Raw genomic sequence first — 20,484 nt, forward strand, 5'->3', positions numbered from 1 at the left:
CGCTGGTGCTTCCCTCACTGGCGCGGTTGGTTCTCCCGCGCTACTGCGAGATCAGCTTGCAGTTGCCCTCCTCGAGCGGCTTGAAAGCTTCGGCCGCCGGCGTCGTCGCGAGGATTTCGTAATAGTCCCACGGCCGCTTCGACTGCGCCGGGGTCTTGACCTTGGCGAGATACATGTCGTGGATCACCCGGCCATCGGGACGGACCTTTGCATTGGCGAACAAGGGATCCTGGATTTCCATGCGCTTCAACTCGGCCACCGCCTCGAGCCCGTTGTCGGAATTTTTGGCGGCCACCGCGGCAAGATACGACCGCACGGTCGAATAGACGCCGGCATGGTTCATGTTCGGCATCTTGCCTGATTTGTCGAAGAAGCGCTTGCTCCATGCCCGGGTCTGATCGTTCAGGTCCCAGTAGAACGCCGTGGTCAGCAGCAGGCCCTGGGCCGCGCTGAGACCGAGCGAGTGCACGTCGTTGATGAAGATCAACAGCGCCGCCACCTGCTGATCCTTGCCGCCGATGCCGAACTCCGCCGCCTGCTTCAGCGCATTGACGGTGTCGCCGCCGACATTGGCGAGGCCGATGATTTTTGCACCCGACGTCTGCGCCGACAGCAGATAGGACGAAAAGTCCGACGTGTTCAGCGGGTGCTTGACCGATCCCAGCACCTTGCCGCCGTTGGCGGCGATGACCCGCGATGCCTCGCTCTCCAGCGAGGCGCCGAACGCGAAGTTGGTGGTGACGAAGTACCAGCTGCCGCCGCCCGCGCGGGTGACGGCGCGCCCGGTCGAGTTGGCGAGCGCGTAGGTGTCGAACACCCATTGCACCGTGTTCGGCGAGCACGCCGCCCCGGTGAGGTCTGTGGTTGCCGCGCTCGACGGCAGATAGGCAACGTTGGAGCCGCGCAGCAATTCGTTCAACGCCAGCGCGACAGCCGAATTCGGCACGTCGACGATCGCGTCGATGCCGTCGACGTCCTTCCAGCGCCGCGCGATGCTGGAGCCGACATCGGCCTTGTTCTGATGATCCGCGACCAGCAGCTCGACCTTGATCGACGGATGACTGGCGCGGAAATCGTCGATCGCAAGCTGCGCCGCGATCACCGATCCCTGCCCCGTGGCATCAGCGAACAGGCTGGATTGATCGTTGAGCACACCGATCTTGACGACGCCGCCGGACATTTCCGCCCGCGCCGCGCCGCTCAGCGTCCATAGGCAAACCGCGGCAACAACCAGTCTCACACCTCTCATCACGCGTCCTCCTTGGTTGATGACCGGCGCCTTGTCTCGGCGCCGGCGGCCTCGAAGGATTAGCCCGATGAAAGGATCAGCCCTTGCGACCTCCTCTCGCGGAATTCGAGACCTTCTTGCTTGGGATCAGGGCTTTGTCGATCGGCACCCGACTCGAGTGGTTATGGGAGAGAACAAGCCGGTTCAGAAATTCGAGAAACGTCTTCTGTTCGGTGACGTTGAGCGGCGCGAGAATCCGCTGCTGCACGCGCTCGGTGGCGTCCTGGATCTCCGCCAGCAGGCGTTCGCCCGCCGCGGTCGGAAACAGCAGCTTGGCCCTGCGGTCCTCTTCGGAGACCTGCCGCACCACCAGGCCCTTGGCCTCCAGACGATCGATCACGCCGGAAATCGTCGTGCGATCGAAGCCGATCGCATTGGCGAGCCGGAGCTGGTCGATGCCGGGATAGACCGAAACCGCGGCGATCGCGGCGTACTGCACCGGCGTGACCTCGAACTCCGCGGTCTCCTCGAGGAAGATCGATACCGCCATCTGCTGCAGCCGCCGGATCAGATGGCCGGGCTTGCGATGCAGCAGCAGGTCGATGTCGAGCGCCAGCGGCTCGACCGAGGTCTTTCGTTTCATGATGGATCCGGTACGCGGTTGCGATTTGATCGTGTTGTAGCACGGCGTCTCACCTCCCGCGAAAGAACCGAAGCGACCATCAACAGATTGCAATCTGACAACTGATCAGTATTATGTCAATCCGTATACTGATTAATTGGGAGAGCGGCATGATCGTCGTCGTCGGGGGTGGCATTGGCGGGCTGGCCGCCGCGTTGGGGCTGGCCAAAGCGGGGCACCGGGTCACCGTGCTGGAGAAGGCGCCGCAGTTCGGCGAAGTGGGCGCCGGCCTGCAGCTCGGCCCGAACGCCAGCCGGATGCTCGACCAGCTCGGCGTGCTCGACGCCGTGCATCGTTCGGCGGTGTTTCCGGGCCGGCTGACGATGTGCGACATCGCCGACGGTAGCCAGATCGCCGAACTGGACCTTGGAACATCGTTTCGCGACCGCTACGGCTATCCCTACCTCGTGATGCACCGCACCGATCTGCATCAGGCATTGCTCGACGGCTGCAGGGCCAATCCGGCGATCTCGCTCAACACGGCGTGCGACGTCGTTGGCGTCGCGGATGAGCGCGACGGCATCATCGTCAGCTGCGCGGATGGCCGCACGCTGGCGGCCGAGGCCGTGATCGGCGCCGACGGCATCCGCTCGGTGATCCGGAGCAAACTGATCGACGACGGCGAGCCGATCGATTCCGGCTACGTCGCCTATCGCGGCGCGGTGGCGATGACCGAGATGTCGGAACATGCCGGCCTCGACAATGTCGTGCTGTGGACCGGCCACGAGATCCATCTCGTGCAATACCCGGTACGGCGCGGCGAGCTCTATAACCAGGTTGCAGTGTTCAGGACGCCTGTCGGCGCCGATGACAGCGATCCGGCAAAGATCTCGGCCGAGCTGGACGAGTGCTACGCCTGGACCTGCGCGCATGTGCGCCGCGCGATCCCGACCGTCGGCCGCGCCCGGCGGTGGCGGCTGTACGACCGCGCGCCCGCGCGCGGCTGGGTCAAGGGGCGGATCGCGCTGCTCGGCGACGCCGCGCATCCGATGCTGCAATATCTCGCGCAGGGCGCCTGCCAGGCGCTGGAAGACGCGGTGTGCCTCTCCGAGCAGGTCACGACGCACGGCGACCGCATCGAGGACGCCTTCCGCGCCTACGAAGCGTTGCGGGCGCCGCGCACCGCGCGCGTGCAGACCAACGCCCGCATCTTCGGCGACATCATCCATGCCGACGCCGCCAACCAGCTGACAAGAAACGCGCTGCTCGCCACCACCGCCCGCGACGATTTCCGCTACGTCAACTGGCTGTATGGGCACGCGGTGTCGAGCCCAGCGGGGCTGCCGATTGGGTGAGGGGGCGAGGAGATGCGTTCGTCATTGCGAGGAGCGATAGCGACGAAGCAATCCATCCCTCCCCGAGCTGAGGCATGGATTGCTTCGCTCCGCTCGCAATGACGGGGCTAGGCCACGCCAAAATCCATCACCGTCATCCTGCGGAGCGCGCACTTGCGCGCGTCTCGAAGGATGAATCGGCCCCGCTGACGCCGCAGGGAGGAAGCCGGGCCGTCGATCCTTCGAGGCTCGCAAGGGCTCGCACCTCAGGATGACGGGACTAGCAGTAGCGCACACCTTGCTTTCGCAAGGACGGCACTGGAGAGTGGATGCACAAGCACCCATCTCCCCGTCATCCTGAGGTGCGAGCCTCTTCGGCGAGCCTCGAAGGATGAATCGGCCCGGCTGCTAGCAGCCGATCCTTCGAGACGCCGCTTCGCGGCTCCTCGGGATGACGGGGCAAACAGCAGCGACCAGCCCTCAGTGCCCCGCCGGTCCGTTGCCGCGCTGCTCGCGCCAGAGGCCGACCTTTTCCAGCACGGCGCGATCGGAATAGCTGAACAGGACTGCGTCCTCTGATGTCTCGAACGAATACCAGGTCCAGTTCGGCGCAACGAAGATGTCGTTCTTCTTGAAGGAAAAGAGCTGGTCGCCGATCTTGACGCGGCCGCTACCCTCGGCGACGACGAACACGGCGCCCTCGGTCGAGCGATAGGGCAGCGAACGAAAGCCCTGCGGCAGCAATTGGAGGAAGCTTGCGATCGTCGGCAAGGCGTAGTCGCCGTTGAGCGGGTTGGCGTATTTCAGCTTGATGCCGTGCGCGGAATCCCAGTCGCCGCCGCGGCGCAGCTTTTCCAGCGCCTCGCGCGCGCGGGCGTAGGGATAGCTGAACACCGGCGAGTGCAGGCTGGATTTCGGCGCGTCGACCGGCAGCAGGCCGGCGCCGAAGCGGGCGGCGGAGTCGTCGGGCTGACGCTGCTCGGGATAGCGCGGCGCCTCATAATCCTCGCCGAAGGTTGCGCCAAGATGATTGACGAAGGGGATGTCGAGCCCATCGAGCCAGATCATCATGCCGTCGCTCTCCTTGCCGTGATCGTGCCAGCACCAGGCCGGAGTGACGATGAAATCGCCGGGCGACATCGCGGTCTTCTCGCCGTTCACCGCGGTGTAGGCGCCGCTGCCCTCGACGACGAAGCGCAGCGCCGACTGGGTGTGGCGATGCGCCGGCGCGACCTCGCCCTGCTTGATCAGCTGCAACGCGCAGAATAGCGTGTGCGTCGCGCCGCGCGGCAGGCTCGGACTGTTCAGCACCAGCACGCGGCGCTGCGCCTCCTCGGCCGAGATCAGGTCCGCCGCCTCGATCAGGCTCGGCCTGATGTCGGCGTCGTAATCCCAGAACGCCGGCGCAAAACGCGGCCGCGGCTCGTCGGGCACCGCCTCCGACATGATGGTCCAAAGCGGCGTCATGTGTTTCTGCGCAACGCGGGCGTAATAGGCGGCGCGGCGGTCGCTTCCCTCTGCGGTCATCGTCTCACTCCGAAATATGTTGTATACTAATAATCAGTATACTATCTATTTGGCATCGGTCAACGCCGGCGCTGCTGCGGCGCCGTCATCACGCGGGAGGAATGCGCATGAGGATCTGCCGTTTCAACGAGGACAGGCTGGGCGTCGTGGCCGGCGACGATGTCGTCGATGTCAGCGCAGCGCTCGCAGCGTTGCCGCAGCTGAGCTGGCCGCTCGCGCCCGGCGACCATCTGATCCGCAACTTTGCCGGCCTGCGCGGCGCGATCGAGCAAGCGATGACGACCGGCCGGCGCTATCCGCTTTCGAGCGTGCGGCTGCTGAGCCCGGTCGCCAATGCATCGAAGGTGATCGCCGCACCGGTCAACTACGCGCTGCACCTCGCCGAGGCGCAGGCCGATACCGGCGTGAACTTCGGCAGCGACATCAAGACGATCGACCATTACGGGCTGTTCCTGAAGTCATCAACTTCGGTGGTCGGCGCCGGCGAAGGCATCGTGCTGCCCGATCTCGCGCGGCGGATCGATCATGAGGTCGAGGTCGTCGCCGTGATCGGCAAGGAGTGTTCGCAAGTCAGCGAGCGCGACGCGCTCGACTATGTGTTCGGCTATTGCATCGGTCTCGACATGTCGGTGCGCGGCACCGAGGACCGCAGCTGGCGCAAATCCTACGACAGCTTTACCGTGCTCGGGCCCTATCTGGTGACGGCGGACGAAATCGCCGATCCCGGCAATCTCGACCTATCGCTCGCCGTCAACGGCACGCAACGCCAGTCGTCGAACACCAGGGCGCTGATCTTCAGCATCCCAAAGCTGATCGCCTACGCGTCGGCCGGCTACCGGCTCTATCCGGGCGATGTGATCATGACCGGCACGCCGGAAGGCGTCGGCCCCGTCGTCGACGGCGATCTCGTGACCAGCAGCGTGACCGGTCTCGGCACCATGCAGGTCAGGGTCGTCTCGTCGCGCAAACGCTCCGCCGCCTGACCATGGCGCGGATCGAACGGGCGACCGCCGAGCTGTTCACTTTCCAGCTCGATCGCGCGGTCGGCGGCTCCGGGGTCGCCGCGGTCGACGTCATCATCGTAAAGCTCGCCGATGCCGACGGCGCGGAAGGTCTCGGCTTCTCCTATGTGCTCGGCGGCAACGGCAAGCTTGCGCTGCTGGCGGCGGAGGATCAGCTCGCGCGCTTCGTCCGTGCAAAAATCCCTGCTCCGCCGCGCGCGACATGGCGGAGCATTGCCGCCAGTTTCAACCGCAGCGGGCCCGGCCCCAACCTGATCGGGCTCGCCGCCATCGATGTCGCAATGTGGGATTTGCATGCGCGACGCTGCGGCGTGCCGCTGGGCGTCGCGATGGGCGGCGAGCCGCGCGCGGTGCCGGTGTATGGCAGCGGCGGCTTCAACACCCAGCAGGCGCCGGAAGAGGCAGCTGAGGCTGCATCAAGCCATGTGGCGCGCGGGCTGCGCGCGGTGAAGCCGCGGGTCGCGGGCGCCGCGAAGGATGCCAAGGTCATCGCCGCGGTCAGGGCCGCGGTCGGCGACGAGGTCGCGCTGATGGCCGACGCCAACGAAAAATGCGATCTGTTCACGGCGCGCCGCTTGCTGCAGCTCGCGCGCGACCACGGCGTGCTATTCGTGGAGGAGCCGCTGCCGTGGTCGCTTGCCGCCTCCTACGCGCGGCTCGACGCCGCCGGCCTCGTGACGCTCGCGGCCGGCGAGCACGCCCAGGATCATCGGCAGCTGCTCGCCATGATGCAGTCCGGGACGCTCGGCGTCGTGCAGCCGGATCTTGCGATGATCGGCGGCCTGACCCCCGTGATGGACATCTGCGTGATGGCCGAGGCGCTCGGCACTGCGGTCAGCCCGCACTTCCTGCACGGGCTGTTCGTCCATCTCGCCGCGGCCTCGCCCGCAGTGACCTGGCTGGAAGACTTTCCGCTGCTGGAACCGCTGTTCGATGGCTGGCCCGACCTCCGGTCGGGATGCGCGACGATGACGCAATCAGCCGGACATGGCCTGCGCCTATCCGGCTTGAGCGAGCAGCTTCTGAAGGGTTAGTCGGGCAGCAGTCCCGTCAGGTGATGCAGCGGCCGGGCTGCAGCAGCTTGGCGACGTCGGTCAGCACGCTGACGACGGGCTCGCAGGCGACCTTGCGGACGTCGCCGGGCTTGGCACGCGCTGGCGTCGCCGGGCGGTTGCGCGCCTCTTCCTTGGCGGGAACACGGATCAGCACCGAGGTGTCCGGCAGACCGCCGGGCTTGAGCGTAACGGTCTGGCTCTTCAGGGCGATTGCGGGAACCGCGGCGCGGTCGGCCTTCGCGGCACGGTTGACGGCGCTCTCCGGCGCGACGGCGGTCGCGGTGAGCCGGCCGCCGACAAGGTCATGGCCGGACGCGAGTTGGACCGCGCCGAGCGTGGCGCCGGCCGCAAGCACGACGAGAATTCCCTTTTGAATCTGTGACATGGTGATGTCCCTCGCCCCGTGAAGAATTCCCTTGGCGATCCCGGACACAACGCGAACAAATCCGCTGGGGTTCTCGCGCCCCGCCATCACTTAACCGTGTACAAAAATAATTTTCACCCGCGCGGAACGAGTCCGGGGGGATCGGAGTCATTTCGGCAGCCGGTTATTCCCCCTGCCCCATTGACCGGTGACGTAGGGCGCGACCGTGGTGATGCCGGTCGCGCCCTGCTTTTTTGCGCGCGGCACTGGCCCGTTGCGCTGCCACCCCCACCTCGGACGCCAGCAAGACCTCGCCTGCACGCATCAATCAGCAATCGCGCTGCAACCGGATCAATCGCACTGGGGCGGCGCGCCGTCGGTTGCGCCACCGTTGCTGCCATGCCCAAGCCTCCGACCCGTACCGTCACGCCAGCGTCCATCGTCGAAGCGATGAGGGCGCCAAGCCATGGGCCATCGGACGCGCGTGCAAGCTTTGCCAGTGGCCAATGCGTCCGTGGCACCTATCTGCCGTCGAACCGGGCGAGCGAGATCACCAAGTCCCGCAGCTTCACGACGCCGTGCCGGGTGCTGGGGCGCTTCGCGGTGGACGGCGGTAATTCAGGGGCGGCCGACGCCGACCGGCGGATGCTGCATGGCTTCAGCTTTCGGCTCGGCAGCAATGGTCACCGCTCGGATATCCTGACCCAGAGCGCGCCGGTGCATTATGCAAGAACGCTCGCGCAGATGCTGGGCTTCCTCGAGGTGCGCATGCCGGGACCGGACGGCAATCCGGATCCGGCGAAGGTCGCGGCATTCTCCGCCGCCAATCCCGAGACGCTGCATCAGGCCGACCATGTCAGCGCGCGGCCGCCGACCGCGAGCTTTGCCGGCACGACCTATTGGGGCGTGCACGCCTTCCCGGCAACCAATGCGAAGGGCGAGACGCGGTTCATCAAGTTCAAGGTCAGCCCGGTCGGCGGCGATCTCGTCCTGAGCGAGGACGAGGCCAGGGCGCAGCCCGCCGACTTCCTGCATGACGATCTCAAAATCCGGATCGCCGCGGGCGATGTCCGGTTCAGCCTGATGGCGCTGCTCGACCGTCCCGGCGATCCGGTCATGGACGTCACCATCCGGTGGCCGGACGAAGACCATCGCGAGGCGGTGCGGCTGGGAACGATCGTGATCACCCGCATTGCACCGAACGACGCCTGCGACGCCATAAGCTTCGATCCGGCCAACCTCGCCGAGGGCATCGGCCCTCCGCCGGACGAGATTTTTGCGGCACGCAGCACGGCCTATGGCCTGAAGCTCCTTGTTTGAGCATGGTGTCTTCGGAAAACCGCTTCACACTTTTCCGCATCATGCTCCTGGGCAGGCGTGGCTGATCAGGTCTCGGGCTCGGGCCCGCCGTAGGTCTCGCGGCGCCAGACGCCGGGGCTGACGCCGACGGCGGCGGAAAACACCCGCGTGAAGTGGCTTTGATTGGCAAACCCCGCCGACATCGCAATTTCGGCCAGCGCCAGGTCGCGCACCGCCAGCAACTGCTTGGCTGCCTCGATGCGCTGGCGCAGCAGCCATTGGTGCGGCGGCAGGCCGGTCGAGATTCGAAACGCGCGCGAGAAGTGGCTGACCGAAAGCCCGAGCTCGGCCGCGATCTGCTGCAAGGACATGCTGCCGCCGAGGTCGGATTCGAGTCGCTCGCAGGCCCGCCTGAGCTGCCAGGGGGCGAGACCGCCGCGGGCCAGTTGGCCGTCGCGCTGCAGTCCGCCGTAGGTCCGGGTAATGTGCGCGGTGAACGCGAGCATCATGTGGTCGATGAAAAGCTGATTGGTCTCGGCCGGCCGGCGCAGCCCTTCCAGCAAGGCCGCACCGATGTGGCGCATCACCGCATCGTCGTGGCCGGTGCCGAACTGACAGACGAGCTTGTCGATCCGCCGCTCGCCGGCCTGCCTGGCGAAGCCGTCGAGCGCGGACTGCGGCAGATAGAAGTGAACCGAGTGAAACGGCTTGTCGATGACATAGCGCGGATCGCGCTTGAGGTCGTAGAGGTACGTCGTGCCGGTTCGCACGTCGGTCTTGGTGACGCACTTGCCGTTCTCCCAGAGTTCGCACTCCGGATAATCCTGTAGTTTCAGGCTGACGAGATAGGCATCGTCGGCGAGCGAGCCGGACAGACCCGGCACCGGGTTGTGATCCCAGGCTTCGGTCGCCGCGAGCTCGGCGCCGCGCAGCGAACGGGTGACCAGCGAGGCCGGCGCGTCGCGCATGTGCAGATACTGCCCGACCCTCTGTCCGAAGTTGCCCGGCTGAAGCATGGAGACTGATCTCATCCGTGAGGACTGCGCGGCTGATCTCATGGCCTGTACGCGGTCACCGCCATTATCCGCGATAGGCACTCGATGGTCCAGCTTTGACGTTTCGCGCGCGGCAATTGTGACAGGGCGCGGCGGAACAATTTTCACAGCGATTTCAACGTGCCCCCGCGACCGCCGCACGCGGATCGCCCGGCGATGCTGACGGACTTCGGCGAGCCAAGATGCCGCACCCGTTGCTCGAAGCAGATTCCGGCAAAACGGGCCGGCTTTGGGAAAGACCCCGTAATTCTCCGCGCCTAGAACACCCGGCGCAATCTCGCCGCGCCGACCGACATGCCCCGCTCGCACGAAGCGACAGACTTCGCGCCAGCCCGAGAAGCCATGCCCGACGGCGCCGCGTGCATGTCCTCTCACTGCGAGCACAAGCTCATGACCAAGCCGAACCGGCACGATGCCGCGGAAAATTTGCCGGGCGCACACGAGGCGCCTCAGGCCGCCACGCCCAACAACGAGCATCGCCACGCCGATGCCGAGATGGCGCGCGTGCTCGGGACCACACCGTTCCGCATGGCGCTGGACACCTCCGGCGCCGGAATCGCGCATTGGAAACATGAACCGTTGCACGACATCGTCGAGCCGATGACCCACCACGTCATCATGGCCTACAACGGCACGGTTCAGCACATGGAGCGGCGGACCGGACGACAGGTTGCGATCGGGACGTTTCGCCCCGGGGTCGTGATCATCATTCCGGAAGGCTCGAGCTCCCGCTGGGACATTCCGAAGCCGGTCGACGTCGTTCAACTCTATCTTCCGCACCAGACGCTGGCGCGCGTCGCCGACGAGGCCGACATCGCCGCACCGATCGATCTGCTGGAGCGGACCGCGCATCCCGACCCGGTGACCTCCCGGTTGCTGATCAGCGCCGCGGACGTCATCGATGGCACCGAGGCGCTGGATACGCTGTTCAGGCAGCAACTGACCGACCTGCTGGCCACCCGGCTGCTGGCCGCGCACACCGGCGCACCATCGACGCCCCGGCCGGCCACCGGCGGCCTCGCGCCGAAGACGCTGCTGCGCGCCATCGAACGGCTGCGCTCGGACAGCGATGCCGACGTCTCGCTCGCGGCGCTGGCGTCGGATGCCGGCCTGTCGCGTTTCCACTTCTGCCGCGCCTTCAAGGAGAGCACCGGACTTTCGCCGCATGCCTGGCTGCGCCAGCACCGGCTCGAGCAGGCCATGAACATGCTGCGCGATCCCGACACGTCGATCGTGTCGGTGGCGGCCGAGCTTGGCTACGCCTCGCAAACCGCGTTCGCCGCGGCGTTCAAGCGGTTGACGGGTGAAACCCCGACCGATTGGCGCCGCCGCATGCGCTAGCCGCGGCAGGACTAGCGGATCGCGATCGCCACCGCGAGGATGATCATAAAGAGCATGCCTGTCGCGACGACGGCGCTAACCGCCCCTGCGGTGATTTTGGCATGATCGCTCCGGCTCCAATCGTCCCAGCGTTTCAGCGTCCTCTCCATCGTTCACGGCTTCCAGATAGAGCCGGGGTCTACTTCCGCAAGCTGGCCCAGACGCCGCCGAGGATCAGCATGCCGCCGACCAGGTGGATCAGCCGCGGCGGTTCGCCGAGGATGATCCACGACAGCAGCGCGCTCGCGATCGGGGCGACGTAGAGCACCAGCGACGTGCGCACCGAGCCGAACTTGCCGCCGAGCCAGGCAAAGCCGGCATAGGCGATCAGGCCGGGCACCAGGCCCGCGAACACATAGGCTTCGTAGGCCCTGGTATTGAAGACTGCCGCCGGCATGGTCCACATCTCGTGGATCGCGATCGGCAGCGAGCACAGCGCGCCGGCGGCGGAGAACAGGCTGACGCGGGCGAGCAGCGAGGCGCCGGGAGAGACGCGCGACTGCATCAGCGTGTAGCCGGACCAGCCGAGCATCGCGAACACCACCAAAAGGTCGCCCCAAGCCGCGCTCGACTGGGTCAGCGTCTCCAGATGGCCGCCCGAGACGATCAGGAGCGCGCCTGACAGCGCAAGGCCGGTGCCGAGCCATTGCAGCGGGCCGATATGCTCCATGCCGAGCGCGGCCGAGATCAACAGCACCATGATCGGCGACAGCGCGAAGATCAGCGCGATGTGGATCGCCGTCGTCGTGATGCCGGCGACATAGACCGGGCCGCCGCACAGGAACATGCCGAGAAAGCCCGCGACCAGGATCGGCCAGGCGTTCTGCGCCAGCGGGATCTTGCCCTCGCGGATCGCGGCGAGCGCAAACGGCGCGAGCCCGATCGCGATGATGCTCCAGCGGAAGAACGCCAGCGAGAACGGCGGCACCGAGCCAGCGAGGCCGCGCGCCAGCACCTGGTTGGAGGCCTGCCCGGTCGCGACCAGAATGAACCCGATCAGGGCGATGGCATCCTGCCAGCCGGCGGCGGGCGGCTTTGCACTGGAGGCCTCCGGCAGCTTCGCGTCCATCAACGTCCTGCCCTAACGATCATGCGCCATTTCGATCTCGGCTGACGATTTGGAAAGTCGAGCGTCAGGCTCCGCCTCACCTCGCCCCGCAAGAGCGGGGCGAGGGAGCGCACCGCTCTTGCGGTCATTGCTCCGCCGCCTCGCGCTCCATGTCGCGGCCGGAGAGATCCTCGCCCTGCATGTTGGCGTATTCGCGCGCCATCTCGCGCATCAGGAATTTGGCCGGGACGTCGTGATAGCTGCCGTGGTCGTTGACGTATTGCATGTAGGCGCGCCCGGCGCCGTCGAACGGATGTAGCAGCGCATCGGCGTGGCCGTCGAAATCCAGCGGCGCGACGCCGAGCTTGGCGCACAGCGTGTCGTTGAAGGTCGGTGTCGCCTTGCGCCAGGCGCCGTCGACGAACACCTCGGTGAAGCCGTGCCAGGTGAACAGGTCGGTGCCCATGCTGGCCCGTAGCTTCTCGGTGGTGAGATGGTTGCGGACATCGGCAAAGCCGACCCGCGCCGGGATGCCATGAACGCGGCAGGCGGCGGCGTAGAGCGCGGCCTTGCCGACGCAATAGCCGTTGCCGGCGGCGAGCACGCTGGAGGCGCGAAAGCTCTCCGGCCGGCGCATGCTGACATAGGGGTTGTAGCGGATGCCGTCGCGCACCGCGGTGTAAAGCCTGGCTACCTTATCGCGCGGGCCGGCATCGGCGGGGACGGCGGCGCGCGCGAAGGCCTCGACCGCGGGATGGTCGCTGTCGATATATTCGGCGGGCTCGGTGTAAAGGCGGCTGATGGTGGCGGGGAGCATGTCGGTCATGGCGCAAGACTACCAAGTCACCCGCGCGGTTCAATGCGGGAGTTGCACGCCGTTTTCCGGATCATGCGCTAGTTCCGAAAACGTTCGTCCCATTGCGGCGGCCGGTAGCTGCGCCGCTTCGCCTTGAGATATTCGCGCGCGAAATGGATCGCCACCCCGATCAGGAACGGCGGCGCGAGCGCGATCGCGAGCATGGGCGCGCTGATGGACGCGGGCGTCAGGATGTCCAGCACCATCGACGCCAGCAGCCAAAGCGTGGCTGCGATCACCGCGACGTCGACGTATTTCATCCCCTGGACTTTCCCTTTCCACTTTCCTGGGACCTCCAGGCCCCTCGGGCCTGGTTTCCAACCGGGTTCCATCCTACCGGCTGGTCCCGCCGACGCCAAGGATTCCGACCGCAGAACCGCGCATCCGGCCCTTCACTTTTTTGGAACGGCAGCGGAACGGGCCACGTTGACTTCGGGAAGGAACGAGCGCGGAGGCCGATCATGGGCAATTCCAGCGATATCCATGCCGGTGTCGACCATCCCGCCAGCCGGAACGGCGTCAATGACCCCGTTGGCGGGCTCGACGTCAGGCGGACGTTCAACGACGACCAGACGCCGCACGAACGCGCGCAATGGGCCGCCGACGTCCGCGCCTGGGCGTCGCCGAAACGCGGCGAGGATTTCTTGCCCGAGGGATTGCGGCGGCCGCCGACGGCGCCGCTGAACCCGCGCACCGGGCGGCGGGCGACGGATTAGAAGCGCGCGGGCCGTTCAACGGGCGCGCACGGCCAAATCCCGAAAAACAACCCCATGCAAAGTAGCCGGCGGCCGGCGTTCGCCACGGCAACTTGACACGTCGGGCAAATCAGCGGTATTATTTTATTATTCCGAAATCGTGCCAAGGTGCCGCTGGACGTGCCTCGAGGCGGCGATGGCCGGCAGGCGGGCCGTCGATCCCTCGAGGCTCGCAGGCACTCGCACCGGGATGAAACGGCGCGCTACGCCGCAAGCGCCCGCACCAGCAATAGCCGGCGAACAACGCGAGGATCGAAAGTGCCATGGACGCTGCGATGTAGCTCGTGGCCGCCCATAGCTCGCCGCGCTGCATCAGCACGTTGCATCGAGCGAGAAGGTTGAGAAGGTGGTGAAGCCGCCGCAGATGCCGACGGTAGGAGTCATCAGCCTTGCGGCGGTTATCGGGGAACTCCATCCCCATCAACACCGGAGATGCTAAAGCGCGATGAGATCAGGTTGAATCATCATCGCGCTTTAGCTCTTTATTTGAGCATGATCTTTTCGGAAAACCGCTTCACACTTTTCCGGATCATGCTCTAGGCACCGCAGCGGCGGGAGCAAGTGCACCCGCCGCTGCAAGGCAGTTGATGCCGGCTTTACGCGCGTGGAGAATAGATCACGCGTTGCCCGACAGCATCGCATTCAGTTCCATTGCGGTCCGCAACTGCTCGATGCGTGCGGCCACCGAATTGCGCGCGTCGCCCTCCGGCAGCCGCGCGAGTTCGCCTTCAAGCCGCGCGCGATGTTCGTCGAGGCGCTGCTCGAACGTGTGAGGCTCAGATCGCTTCCGCTTTTGAATCGTCTTCTGCATCGTCCACCTTTGGCGGTTGGAGACCGGGGCTGTTGGCCCAGCGGTCCAGTTGCTCAATGACCCGCGCGTGGCTTGGCCGCTTCGGCTTCGGCGCGTCCGGTTCCTCGGACAGTTTGCGCGGCAGGTTGATCTCGTGAGGCATGTCATGAGGCATGTCGTGTCCTCCCGCATAAACAAGCCGTGACGCGACAATTCGTTCCGTGGGAACATCAGTTAAATTATTGATTTTGCTTGTTAATTTTACTCGTTTGACGTTTTTGTCGGAGCTTGAGGAACCCGACGCGACTTGGCTCGTTGAGCAAAATATTAAATTACTCAACTGGCTCAATCTGGGTGATCTGCGATGAGTGAGCTTCGCGCCGAGCGTCTCCAGGTCATGCTCTCGCCTGAGGAACTGGCTGCCGTCGACGATTTTCGCTTCAAGCACCGCATGCCGACGCGCGCCGCGGCGATCCGCGAACTGCTGAAGCTCGGGCTAGGCGGCGAGGCCACCGATGCCAAGGCCGGGGTGAAATCCAGTGACTATGGGGTGTTCGATCGGGGCCCCGAAGGCCACACGGAGCCGGCTGCGTCCGAGGATTGACCGTCCGCACGGACGATGGTTCGGGATGGCGCAGGCTCAGGCCGCGCCGACCAACATGTCCATGATGCCCTTCAGGACGCTGACCACCAGCGCCGATGAAAACATCGCGGTGCCGAGATCCGCGAGATAAAGCAGCTGCGCCTTCTGCTCCGCATCAAGCTGCGCGATCGCCTTGCGCATGGCCAAACTCCCTTTTCAGAAGAACGCGCCGCGCCGATCCCGGTTCCGACCCGCCCCGCCGTCCTGGCAAAAGCCAGGACGACGCAATTATGATAACCGCTCCCCTGGCGCCATCAGGCGCGCTGCAGCGCCAGCGTCACGCCGCCGAGCGTCAACACCATCGCGCCGATCTCGCGCAGCCCCAAGGGCTCGCCGAGGATGATCGCGGCCGAGATCACGCCGATCACCGGCACCAGCAGCATGCCTGTGGATGCGGAGGTCGGCGGCAGCCGGCGCAGCGTCTCGAACCAGGTGAGATAGCAGATGCCCATCGGCATCAGCGTCATGTAGGTCAGGCAGAACAGGCCGAACGGCGTGATCGCCGTGTAATTCGGCTGCTCGAACAGAACGCCGAGCACGAGCATCACCAGGCAGCCGATGCCGACCTGCCAGGCCACCACGGTGAGCGGCGGCATCGGCAGCGGCTTGCGGTTCAGGACATTGCCGAGCGCGAACAGGGTGGCACAGGCGAGCGCCAGCGCAATGCCGGTGAGCTTGTCGGCGCTGAACGCAAAGCCGCCGCCGCCGAGCAACAGCGCCACGCCGGCTGTGCCGAGCACCAGCGCGGCGCAGTCGCGCAGCGCCGGGCGGATGCCGAGCGCCGGCCAGGCGAACAGCATCGCCCAGATCGGCATGGTGTAGGCCAGCAGCGCGCCCTCGCCGACGCTGACGAATTTCATCGCCATGGTGCCAAAGCCCATCCAGGCGAAGACATTGGTGAAGGAGGCGAACAGCAGCCGCGGAACGGCCTCGCGCGGCACCGCGAGCGACTGGCCGCGGGCCAGCGCCAGCGAGCCCAGGATCAGCGCGGCGCAGGTCCCGGCCAGCCCGCGCGCGAACAGCGGCGGCCATTGCTGCAGCAACAGCTTCATCAGCGGCCAGTTCAGCGCCCAGCCGAACGCCGTCACCACCAGGCAGAGGAAACCGATCGATCGGTCGCGTTGCGTCGTGTCCATGGCCTGCGCTTAGCAGGCCGAGATGCGCGATTCCACGCCGCACGGCGCATGCTCCACCGCGCCAGAGCTATTTCCGTTCCGATTGAATCGGAACGGAGCTCTGGATTCTTGTTTTGACGCGTTTTCTTGACGCGAACCGGTATCCACTTCGCTGGAAAACGCTCCAAACGCGCGAACGGCCTCGTGAGGGCGCCGTCAGGCAAACGTGCCGATCGTGATCCGCGGCCAGCTCTCGCTTGTCCGGGCGGTGGCGAGCCTGGCGACCCAGGCGTCGATCAGGCTCGCGATCAAGAGGCGGCCGGTGCCGCGCATGTCGGGCAGCTTCATGGTCGGCGTGCCGAGCGTCAGCGCGACCACGCCATGAACCGCCGCGAGCAGCGCGGTCGCCAGCCGTTGCGGCAGGCCGGGCGCAGGCTCGGCGCCATGCGCCGCCAGAAATTCCCGCACCGAGATCACGAACAGCTCGTTGCTGCGGCGGGCGATCTCGGTCTCGCCGAAATAGACGCCATCGGGAAAGCGGCGGTCCTCGATGGTGCCCGACATCGAGAACAGCGAGCGGAAGTGATCGGGATTGTCGGCCCAGTAATCCAGATAGGCTTCCATCACGCGCCGCAGCCGCAGATCGCTGTCGGCAGTGTTGGCGCGGATCCGCTCCAGCCGTTCGGCGACCGCCTCGAGGTTCTGCTGCTTGACCGCGAGCAGCAGCAACAGCTTGGTCGGAAAATATTTGAGGACGGTGCCCTTCGAGTAGCCGATGGCATCGGCGATCCTCTGGATCGAGACCGTTTCCAGCGTGCCTTCGGCGAACGCCTTGCGCGCGGTATCGAGGATCAGCGCCTTCAGCGCCTCCTTGTCGGCCTCCTGCCGTGCCCGGCGTTGAAACCGCCGTCCGCCGCTTGATCGCTCCGCGATCGACATTGCCATGCTCCCTCGCGCCTCCATGCCGCGTGCCCGTCCGAATGGCAACCCAGCCCCTTGCCAGCCACAGTTAATTGACTATGGTCAATTAACTGTGACCAGACGGGAGGATCCGATGAGCAGTCTTGCCGGTGAGGTTGTCCGCAGCGATTTCGATCCGTTCAGCCCGGCGGCGCGGGCCGATCCCTACGGCACTTACGCCGAACTGCGCGCCGCGGCGCCGGCCATTCGCCTGACCAAGTACGACATCTGGGCGGTGCCGCGCTTCGCCGAGGTCAAGACGATCTTCGGCGACCACGTCAATTTCAGTAACGCCGGCGGCGCCGGGCTCGCCAACCATTTCAAGGAAAAGCCGTGGCGGCCGCCCAGCATCGTGCTGGAGGCCGATCCGCCGCTGCACACCCGCACCCGCGCGGTGCTGGCGCGGATCCTGTCACCGGGCGCGATGCGGCGGCTGGCGGACGACTTCAAGGCCAAGGCGGCCACCTTGGTCGACGGCCTGGTCGAACGCGGATCGTTCGATGCGATCGGCGACCTCGCCGAGGTGTTTCCGGTCAGCGTGTTTCCCGACGCGCTCGGCATCGACCAGGAGGGCCGCGAGAATTTCCTGACCTATGGCGCGATGGTGTTCGCCGGCTTCGGGCCGGAGAACGACTATTTTCGCGCGTTGATGGCGCAGGCGCCGCGCGTGCTGCCATGGGTCGCGGCGCGCTGCCAGCGCGAGGCGCTGCGGCCGGGCAGTTTTGGCGCGCAGGTCTACGAGGCGGCCGATGCCGGCGAGATCAGCGCGGAGGAAGCGCAGCTGCTGGTGCGCTCGATGCTGTCGGCCGGGCTCGACACCACGATCAGCGCGATCGGCATGGCGCTGTACACGCTGGCACGCCATCCCGACCAGTGGGCACTGCTGGTCGCCGACCCCTCGCTGGCGCGCGCGGCATTCGACGAGACGCTGCGGTTCGATTCGCCGGCGCCGTTCGTGTTCCGCACCACGCCGCACGAGACCGAGATCGCCGGCGTCAGGATCGGGCAACACGAGAAGGTGCTGCTGCTGCTCGCCTCCGCCAACCGCGACGACACGCGCTGGGAGCAGGCCGACCGGTTCGACATCACGCGGCGGCTGTCCGGGCATGTCGGCTTCGGCGTCGGCATTCACGGCTGCGTCGGCCAGATGGTGGCGCGGCTGGAGGCCGAGGCGGTGATCGCAGCGCTCGCCGCGCGCGTGAAGCAGATCGAGATCACCGGCGACGTGGCGCTGCGCGACAGCACCGGCCTGCGGGCGCTCAGCACGATGCCGGTCCGCGTGACGCCGAAATAGGACCATTCGTGCGCCACGCGCAGCACAAAGAAAACCGGCGCACCTTGCGGCACGCCGGCTGTAGTTGACCAGCCTACGTCAGTTCAACGGGGTCATGCCGACGCCGCGCGCGGCGTGCGGTTGCGCGAGTTGCGCTGGAAGAACAGCGCCTGGCTCGCCACCGCCGACACCATCGCCGGCTGGAACGGCTTGGAAATCAGGAACGCCGGCTCCGGCCGCTCGCCGGTCAGGAAGCGTTCCGGATAGGCGGTGATGAACACGACCGGCACCTCGAAGGTGCGCAGCAGCTCGTTGACCGCATCGAGGCCCGACGAGCCGTCGGCGAGCTGAATGTCGGCGAGGATCAGGCCGGGCTTCTTGTTCTTGGCGAGCGCCACCGCATCGGAATGGGTACGCGCGACGCCGATGACATTGTGGCCGAGATTCTTCACCAGACTCTCGAGATCCATCGCGATGAAGGTCTCATCCTCGATGATCAGCACGTCGGTGGCGATCTCGGCGGCCATCTCGCGGCCGGCGGCATCGGTGAGCTTGCGCGTCTCGGCGATGTCGATGCCGAGAATGTAGCCCACCTCCTCCTCGGAAAAGCCTTCCAGCGACAGCAGCAGGAAGGCCTGGCGCGGCAGCGGCGTGATGTTGGACAGCCGCCGCTCCGGCGGCAGCGACAGCGTCGCCACGTCGGCGTTGTCGTTGTTCACCGAGACCGAATTCCAGATCTGGGTGAACAACCGGAACAGCCCGGCGCGCGGGCCGTGGGTCTGGTCGAGCAGCGATTGATCCTGCAGCAGGGCCTCGAGCATGGCCCCGACATAGGCGTCGCCCGACGCCTGGTTTCCGGTCAGTGCGCGGGCATAGCGGCGCAGCAGCGGAAGATGTTCAGCAACGACCTGCGATCGGGACATTCCCACTCCATCCTTGTTCATGAGGCCAAACGGCCTGAAACGCGTTGGTGACCGCGGAGCAACCACCGAGTCCTGGGGCCAACGTCCTGGACCAACGAATTCCAGCGCATGGCCGGTTCCCCGGGCGTCCCCGGTTCCCTGCATGCCCGACTACGCGCGAACGGCAAAAAAGTTCCAAGAAATAGTTCCCACGTTTCGGAACTTTCTGCGCAACTTTGCATTAGCTCCTGACCGACGAGCGACGCGGCCAGCCTCTTTTTTCGAGGAAGCGACTTGAAAATCAGAGACTTAACCTCCCGGGGAAGCGTGGATCAGATCATGAAGGAAGTAAAGAAGCAGGGCGGTCTCAACGCCGAGATTCAGTCCAGAATCGGCCACCAGCTTCGCGCCATGTACGATGACGTGGTGCGGCAGGGCGTGCCCGACCGCTTTGCGGAGCTGGTCCGCAAACTCGACGGGCCCGAGGCTGCCGCGGCGGCCGTCGCCGGGGGCGATACTGACAAGAACAATGGAGGGGACTAATGCCTCTCACGAATGAACTTCGCGACGACATCCTGGCGTCGGTCCCGAGCCTGCGTGCCTTCGCGATCTCGTTGTCCGGTAATGGCGACCGCGCCGACGATCTGGTGCAGGAAACGCTGCTGCGCGCGATCGCCAATATCGATTCGTTTCAGCCGGGCTCCAACCTGCCGGCCTGGCTGTTCACCATTCTGCGCAACCTGTTTCGCTCCGACTACCGCAAGCGGCGGCGCGAGGTGGAGGACGCCGAGGGCAACTACGCCAAGACGCTGAAGAGCCAGCCGTCGCAGGCCGCGCATCTGGAGTTCGAGGAATTCCGCGCCGCGCTCGACAAGCTGCCGCAGGACCAGCGCGAGGCGTTGATCCTGGTCGGCGCCTCCGGCTTCTCCTACGAGGACGCCGCGGCGATCTGCGGCTGCGCGGTCGGCACCATCAAGAGCCGCGTCAACCGCGCGCGATCCAAACTCTCCGCGCTGCTCTATGTCGACAGCGCCGAGGACTTTGGGCCCGACAACACCGTGCGCGCCGTGATCGGCGGCAACGGCGGCTAAGCGCGCAATCCGCCGAAAACGATAAGGGCGGCCCGACCAGGGCCGCCTTTATTGTTTTTGTGCAGCTTGGTGCTCCAGAGCATGATAAGATTAGGTTGAGCTGGCGCGGCACGGAGGTTCACCTCTCCCTTGGGAGAGGCATCGGCCGCCTTTGGCGGCCGTCCT

Annotated in this window: 25 protein-coding genes and 1 riboswitch; of the genes, 10 read left to right on the plus strand and 15 right to left on the minus strand. The window is 66.0% G+C overall.

Features of this window, described 5'->3' with window-relative positions:
* Positions 1–40: 40 nt before the first annotated feature.
* Both CI41S_RS07270 and CI41S_RS07275 read right to left on the minus strand, forming a co-directional pair.
* Positions 41–1,249 (minus strand): ABC transporter substrate-binding protein, encoded by a 1,209-nt coding sequence (locus tag CI41S_RS07270; protein WP_139858085.1) that lies wholly within the window; start codon positions 1,247–1,249, stop codon positions 41–43.
* A gap of 76 nt (positions 1,250–1,325) precedes the next feature.
* A complete protein-coding gene (locus CI41S_RS07275) occupies positions 1,326–1,871 on the minus strand; it encodes a MarR family winged helix-turn-helix transcriptional regulator (RefSeq protein ID WP_139858087.1) in 546 nt (181 codons plus the stop codon).
* Between the two features lie 149 nt (positions 1,872–2,020).
* Here CI41S_RS07275 and CI41S_RS07280 point away from each other — a divergent pair, with 149 nt between their 5' ends.
* A complete protein-coding gene (locus CI41S_RS07280) occupies positions 2,021–3,205 on the plus strand; it encodes an FAD-dependent oxidoreductase (RefSeq protein ID WP_210242624.1) in 1,185 nt (394 codons plus the stop codon).
* A gap of 459 nt (positions 3,206–3,664) precedes the next feature.
* On the opposite strand, the gene gtdA is transcribed toward CI41S_RS07280, so the two are convergent.
* Entirely contained in the window at positions 3,665–4,711 is a 1,047-nt protein-coding gene (gene gtdA, locus CI41S_RS07285) for a gentisate 1,2-dioxygenase (RefSeq protein ID WP_139858091.1), read from the minus strand.
* 107 nt (positions 4,712–4,818) lie between these two features.
* On the opposite strand from gtdA, the gene CI41S_RS07290 reads away from it, so the two are divergent.
* Both CI41S_RS07290 and CI41S_RS07295 read left to right on the plus strand, forming a co-directional pair.
* The gene (locus CI41S_RS07290; protein WP_139858093.1) at positions 4,819–5,694 is read left to right on the plus strand and encodes a fumarylacetoacetate hydrolase family protein; all 876 of its coding nucleotides are present in this window, start codon (positions 4,819–4,821) and stop codon (positions 5,692–5,694) included.
* A gap of 2 nt (positions 5,695–5,696) precedes the next feature.
* The gene (locus CI41S_RS07295; protein WP_139858096.1) at positions 5,697–6,767 is read left to right on the plus strand and encodes a mandelate racemase/muconate lactonizing enzyme family protein; all 1,071 of its coding nucleotides are present in this window, start codon (positions 5,697–5,699) and stop codon (positions 6,765–6,767) included.
* Between the two features lie 16 nt (positions 6,768–6,783).
* Here CI41S_RS07295 and CI41S_RS07300 read toward each other — a convergent pair whose 3' ends face one another.
* Positions 6,784–7,173, minus strand: a complete 390-nt coding sequence (locus tag CI41S_RS07300) for a hypothetical protein (RefSeq protein WP_139480263.1) — start codon at positions 7,171–7,173, stop codon at positions 6,784–6,786.
* A 378-nt stretch (positions 7,174–7,551) separates the two neighbouring features.
* Here CI41S_RS07300 and CI41S_RS07305 point away from each other — a divergent pair, with 378 nt between their 5' ends.
* Positions 7,552–8,472 carry a catalase gene (locus CI41S_RS07305; protein ID WP_139858098.1) on the plus strand — a complete coding sequence of 307 codons (921 nt, stop codon included), beginning with the start codon at positions 7,552–7,554 and terminating at the stop codon, positions 8,470–8,472.
* Positions 8,473–8,537: 65 nt separating this feature from the next.
* Here the strand turns inward: CI41S_RS07305 and CI41S_RS07310 are convergent, their stop codons facing one another.
* The gene (locus CI41S_RS07310) at positions 8,538–9,467 is read right to left on the minus strand and encodes a helix-turn-helix domain-containing protein (RefSeq protein ID WP_139858100.1); all 930 of its coding nucleotides are present in this window, start codon (positions 9,465–9,467) and stop codon (positions 8,538–8,540) included.
* A gap of 429 nt (positions 9,468–9,896) precedes the next feature.
* Here CI41S_RS07310 and CI41S_RS07315 point away from each other — a divergent pair, with 429 nt between their 5' ends.
* Positions 9,897–10,847 (plus strand): helix-turn-helix transcriptional regulator, encoded by a 951-nt coding sequence (locus tag CI41S_RS07315; RefSeq protein ID WP_172627938.1) that lies wholly within the window; start codon positions 9,897–9,899, stop codon positions 10,845–10,847.
* An 11-nt stretch (positions 10,848–10,858) separates the two neighbouring features.
* Here the strand turns inward: CI41S_RS07315 and CI41S_RS43315 are convergent, their stop codons facing one another.
* From CI41S_RS43315 to CI41S_RS07330, 4 genes are all read right to left on the minus strand, one after another.
* Entirely contained in the window at positions 10,859–10,996 is a 138-nt protein-coding gene (locus CI41S_RS43315; protein WP_172627939.1) for a hypothetical protein, read from the minus strand.
* Positions 10,997–11,025: 29 nt separating this feature from the next.
* On the minus strand, positions 11,026–11,955 hold the full coding sequence (locus CI41S_RS07320) for a DMT family transporter (RefSeq protein ID WP_139858105.1): 930 nt from the start codon (positions 11,953–11,955) through the stop codon (positions 11,026–11,028).
* 124 nt (positions 11,956–12,079) lie between these two features.
* Positions 12,080–12,760, minus strand: coding sequence for a transglutaminase-like domain-containing protein (locus tag CI41S_RS07325; RefSeq protein ID WP_139858107.1), 681 nt, complete (start codon positions 12,758–12,760; stop codon positions 12,080–12,082).
* Positions 12,761–12,828: 68 nt separating this feature from the next.
* Positions 12,829–13,050 carry a hypothetical protein gene (locus CI41S_RS07330; protein ID WP_139480269.1) on the minus strand — a complete coding sequence of 74 codons (222 nt, stop codon included), beginning with the start codon at positions 13,048–13,050 and terminating at the stop codon, positions 12,829–12,831.
* Between the two features lie 201 nt (positions 13,051–13,251).
* Between CI41S_RS07330 and CI41S_RS07335 the strand changes: the two genes are divergently transcribed.
* Positions 13,252–13,506, plus strand: coding sequence for a hypothetical protein (locus CI41S_RS07335; protein ID WP_139858109.1), 255 nt, complete (start codon positions 13,252–13,254; stop codon positions 13,504–13,506).
* A gap of 406 nt (positions 13,507–13,912) precedes the next feature.
* A riboswitch (Fluoride riboswitch) is annotated at positions 13,913–13,973 on the minus strand.
* A gap of 188 nt (positions 13,974–14,161) precedes the next feature.
* On the opposite strand, the gene CI41S_RS07345 is transcribed toward CI41S_RS07335, so the two are convergent.
* Positions 14,162–14,356 (minus strand): hypothetical protein, encoded by a 195-nt coding sequence (locus tag CI41S_RS07345; RefSeq protein WP_139480271.1) that lies wholly within the window; start codon positions 14,354–14,356, stop codon positions 14,162–14,164.
* A complete protein-coding gene (locus tag CI41S_RS43320) occupies positions 14,322–14,510 on the minus strand; it encodes a hypothetical protein (RefSeq protein WP_139480272.1) in 189 nt (62 codons plus the stop codon). The genes CI41S_RS07345 and CI41S_RS43320 overlap by 35 nt, the downstream gene beginning before the upstream one ends.
* A gap of 189 nt (positions 14,511–14,699) precedes the next feature.
* Here CI41S_RS43320 and CI41S_RS07355 point away from each other — a divergent pair, with 189 nt between their 5' ends.
* The gene (locus CI41S_RS07355; RefSeq protein ID WP_139858113.1) at positions 14,700–14,939 is read left to right on the plus strand and encodes a hypothetical protein; all 240 of its coding nucleotides are present in this window, start codon (positions 14,700–14,702) and stop codon (positions 14,937–14,939) included.
* 36 nt (positions 14,940–14,975) lie between these two features.
* Here the strand turns inward: CI41S_RS07355 and CI41S_RS07360 are convergent, their stop codons facing one another.
* From CI41S_RS07360 to CI41S_RS07370, 3 genes are all read right to left on the minus strand, one after another.
* Positions 14,976–15,119 (minus strand): hypothetical protein, encoded by a 144-nt coding sequence (locus CI41S_RS07360; RefSeq protein WP_244626420.1) that lies wholly within the window; start codon positions 15,117–15,119, stop codon positions 14,976–14,978.
* A gap of 113 nt (positions 15,120–15,232) precedes the next feature.
* Positions 15,233–16,114, minus strand: a complete 882-nt coding sequence (locus CI41S_RS07365; protein ID WP_139858115.1) for a DMT family transporter — start codon at positions 16,112–16,114, stop codon at positions 15,233–15,235.
* Positions 16,115–16,309: 195 nt separating this feature from the next.
* Positions 16,310–17,038, minus strand: coding sequence for a TetR/AcrR family transcriptional regulator (locus tag CI41S_RS07370; protein ID WP_139858117.1), 729 nt, complete (start codon positions 17,036–17,038; stop codon positions 16,310–16,312).
* 109 nt (positions 17,039–17,147) lie between these two features.
* On the opposite strand from CI41S_RS07370, the gene CI41S_RS07375 reads away from it, so the two are divergent.
* Positions 17,148–18,347: a cytochrome P450 gene (locus CI41S_RS07375; protein WP_139858119.1), complete on the plus strand. Its 1,200-nt coding sequence runs from the start codon at positions 17,148–17,150 to the stop codon at positions 18,345–18,347.
* Positions 18,348–18,439: 92 nt separating this feature from the next.
* Here CI41S_RS07375 and CI41S_RS07380 read toward each other — a convergent pair whose 3' ends face one another.
* Positions 18,440–19,249 (minus strand): response regulator, encoded by an 810-nt coding sequence (locus tag CI41S_RS07380; protein ID WP_139858121.1) that lies wholly within the window; start codon positions 19,247–19,249, stop codon positions 18,440–18,442.
* A 318-nt stretch (positions 19,250–19,567) separates the two neighbouring features.
* On the opposite strand from CI41S_RS07380, the gene CI41S_RS07385 reads away from it, so the two are divergent.
* Together CI41S_RS07385 and CI41S_RS07390 are read left to right on the plus strand one after the other, a co-directional pair.
* Complete coding sequence (locus tag CI41S_RS07385; RefSeq protein WP_172626643.1) at positions 19,568–19,771, plus strand: NepR family anti-sigma factor; 204 nt, start codon at positions 19,568–19,570, stop codon at positions 19,769–19,771.
* Complete coding sequence (locus tag CI41S_RS07390) at positions 19,771–20,319, plus strand: sigma-70 family RNA polymerase sigma factor (protein ID WP_066515735.1); 549 nt, start codon at positions 19,771–19,773, stop codon at positions 20,317–20,319. The genes CI41S_RS07385 and CI41S_RS07390 overlap by 1 nt, the downstream gene beginning before the upstream one ends.
* The last annotated feature ends 165 nt before the right edge of the window (positions 20,320–20,484 follow it).

This window comes from Bradyrhizobium ivorense, from assembly GCF_900696085.1.
In the GTDB taxonomy this organism is placed as follows: domain Bacteria; phylum Pseudomonadota; class Alphaproteobacteria; order Rhizobiales; family Xanthobacteraceae; genus Bradyrhizobium; species Bradyrhizobium ivorense.

What these genes read in the sequence shown, in the direction of transcription:
- CI41S_RS07390 (WP_066515735.1), top strand. Translation starts at nt 19,771, where the DNA reads ATGCCTCTCACGAATGAACTTCGCGACGACATCCTGGCGTCGGTCCCG.
- CI41S_RS07305 (WP_139858098.1), top strand. Translation starts at nt 7,552, where the DNA reads ATGCCCAAGCCTCCGACCCGTACCGTCACGCCAGCGTCCATCGTCGAA.
- CI41S_RS43320 (WP_139480272.1), bottom strand. Translation starts at nt 14,510, where the DNA reads ATGCCTCATGACATGCCTCACGAGATCAACCTGCCGCGCAAACTGTCC.
- CI41S_RS07370 (WP_139858117.1), bottom strand. Translation starts at nt 17,038, where the DNA reads ATGGCAATGTCGATCGCGGAGCGATCAAGCGGCGGACGGCGGTTTCAA.
- CI41S_RS07330 (WP_139480269.1), bottom strand. Translation starts at nt 13,050, where the DNA reads ATGAAATACGTCGACGTCGCGGTGATCGCAGCCACGCTTTGGCTGCTG.
- CI41S_RS07335 (WP_139858109.1), top strand. Translation starts at nt 13,252, where the DNA reads ATGGGCAATTCCAGCGATATCCATGCCGGTGTCGACCATCCCGCCAGC.
- CI41S_RS07300 (WP_139480263.1), bottom strand. Translation starts at nt 7,173, where the DNA reads ATGTCACAGATTCAAAAGGGAATTCTCGTCGTGCTTGCGGCCGGCGCC.
- CI41S_RS07320 (WP_139858105.1), bottom strand. Translation starts at nt 11,955, where the DNA reads ATGGACGCGAAGCTGCCGGAGGCCTCCAGTGCAAAGCCGCCCGCCGCC.
- CI41S_RS07295 (WP_139858096.1), top strand. Translation starts at nt 5,697, where the DNA reads ATGGCGCGGATCGAACGGGCGACCGCCGAGCTGTTCACTTTCCAGCTC.
- CI41S_RS07360 (WP_244626420.1), bottom strand. Translation starts at nt 15,119, where the DNA reads ATGCGCAAGGCGATCGCGCAGCTTGATGCGGAGCAGAAGGCGCAGCTG.
- CI41S_RS07345 (WP_139480271.1), bottom strand. Translation starts at nt 14,356, where the DNA reads ATGCAGAAGACGATTCAAAAGCGGAAGCGATCTGAGCCTCACACGTTC.
- CI41S_RS07325 (WP_139858107.1), bottom strand. Translation starts at nt 12,760, where the DNA reads ATGACCGACATGCTCCCCGCCACCATCAGCCGCCTTTACACCGAGCCC.
- CI41S_RS07385 (WP_172626643.1), top strand. Translation starts at nt 19,568, where the DNA reads ATGAAGGAAGTAAAGAAGCAGGGCGGTCTCAACGCCGAGATTCAGTCC.
- CI41S_RS07375 (WP_139858119.1), top strand. Translation starts at nt 17,148, where the DNA reads ATGAGCAGTCTTGCCGGTGAGGTTGTCCGCAGCGATTTCGATCCGTTC.
- CI41S_RS07290 (WP_139858093.1), top strand. Translation starts at nt 4,819, where the DNA reads ATGAGGATCTGCCGTTTCAACGAGGACAGGCTGGGCGTCGTGGCCGGC.
- CI41S_RS07315 (WP_172627938.1), top strand. Translation starts at nt 9,897, where the DNA reads ATGACCAAGCCGAACCGGCACGATGCCGCGGAAAATTTGCCGGGCGCA.
- CI41S_RS07365 (WP_139858115.1), bottom strand. Translation starts at nt 16,114, where the DNA reads ATGGACACGACGCAACGCGACCGATCGATCGGTTTCCTCTGCCTGGTG.
- CI41S_RS07275 (WP_139858087.1), bottom strand. Translation starts at nt 1,871, where the DNA reads ATGAAACGAAAGACCTCGGTCGAGCCGCTGGCGCTCGACATCGACCTG.
- CI41S_RS07280 (WP_210242624.1), top strand. Translation starts at nt 2,021, where the DNA reads ATGATCGTCGTCGTCGGGGGTGGCATTGGCGGGCTGGCCGCCGCGTTG.
- CI41S_RS07355 (WP_139858113.1), top strand. Translation starts at nt 14,700, where the DNA reads ATGAGTGAGCTTCGCGCCGAGCGTCTCCAGGTCATGCTCTCGCCTGAG.
- CI41S_RS07270 (WP_139858085.1), bottom strand. Translation starts at nt 1,249, where the DNA reads ATGAGAGGTGTGAGACTGGTTGTTGCCGCGGTTTGCCTATGGACGCTG.
- gtdA (WP_139858091.1), bottom strand. Translation starts at nt 4,711, where the DNA reads ATGACCGCAGAGGGAAGCGACCGCCGCGCCGCCTATTACGCCCGCGTT.
- CI41S_RS07310 (WP_139858100.1), bottom strand. Translation starts at nt 9,467, where the DNA reads ATGCTTCAGCCGGGCAACTTCGGACAGAGGGTCGGGCAGTATCTGCAC.
- CI41S_RS07380 (WP_139858121.1), bottom strand. Translation starts at nt 19,249, where the DNA reads ATGTCCCGATCGCAGGTCGTTGCTGAACATCTTCCGCTGCTGCGCCGC.
- CI41S_RS43315 (WP_172627939.1), bottom strand. Translation starts at nt 10,996, where the DNA reads ATGGAGAGGACGCTGAAACGCTGGGACGATTGGAGCCGGAGCGATCAT.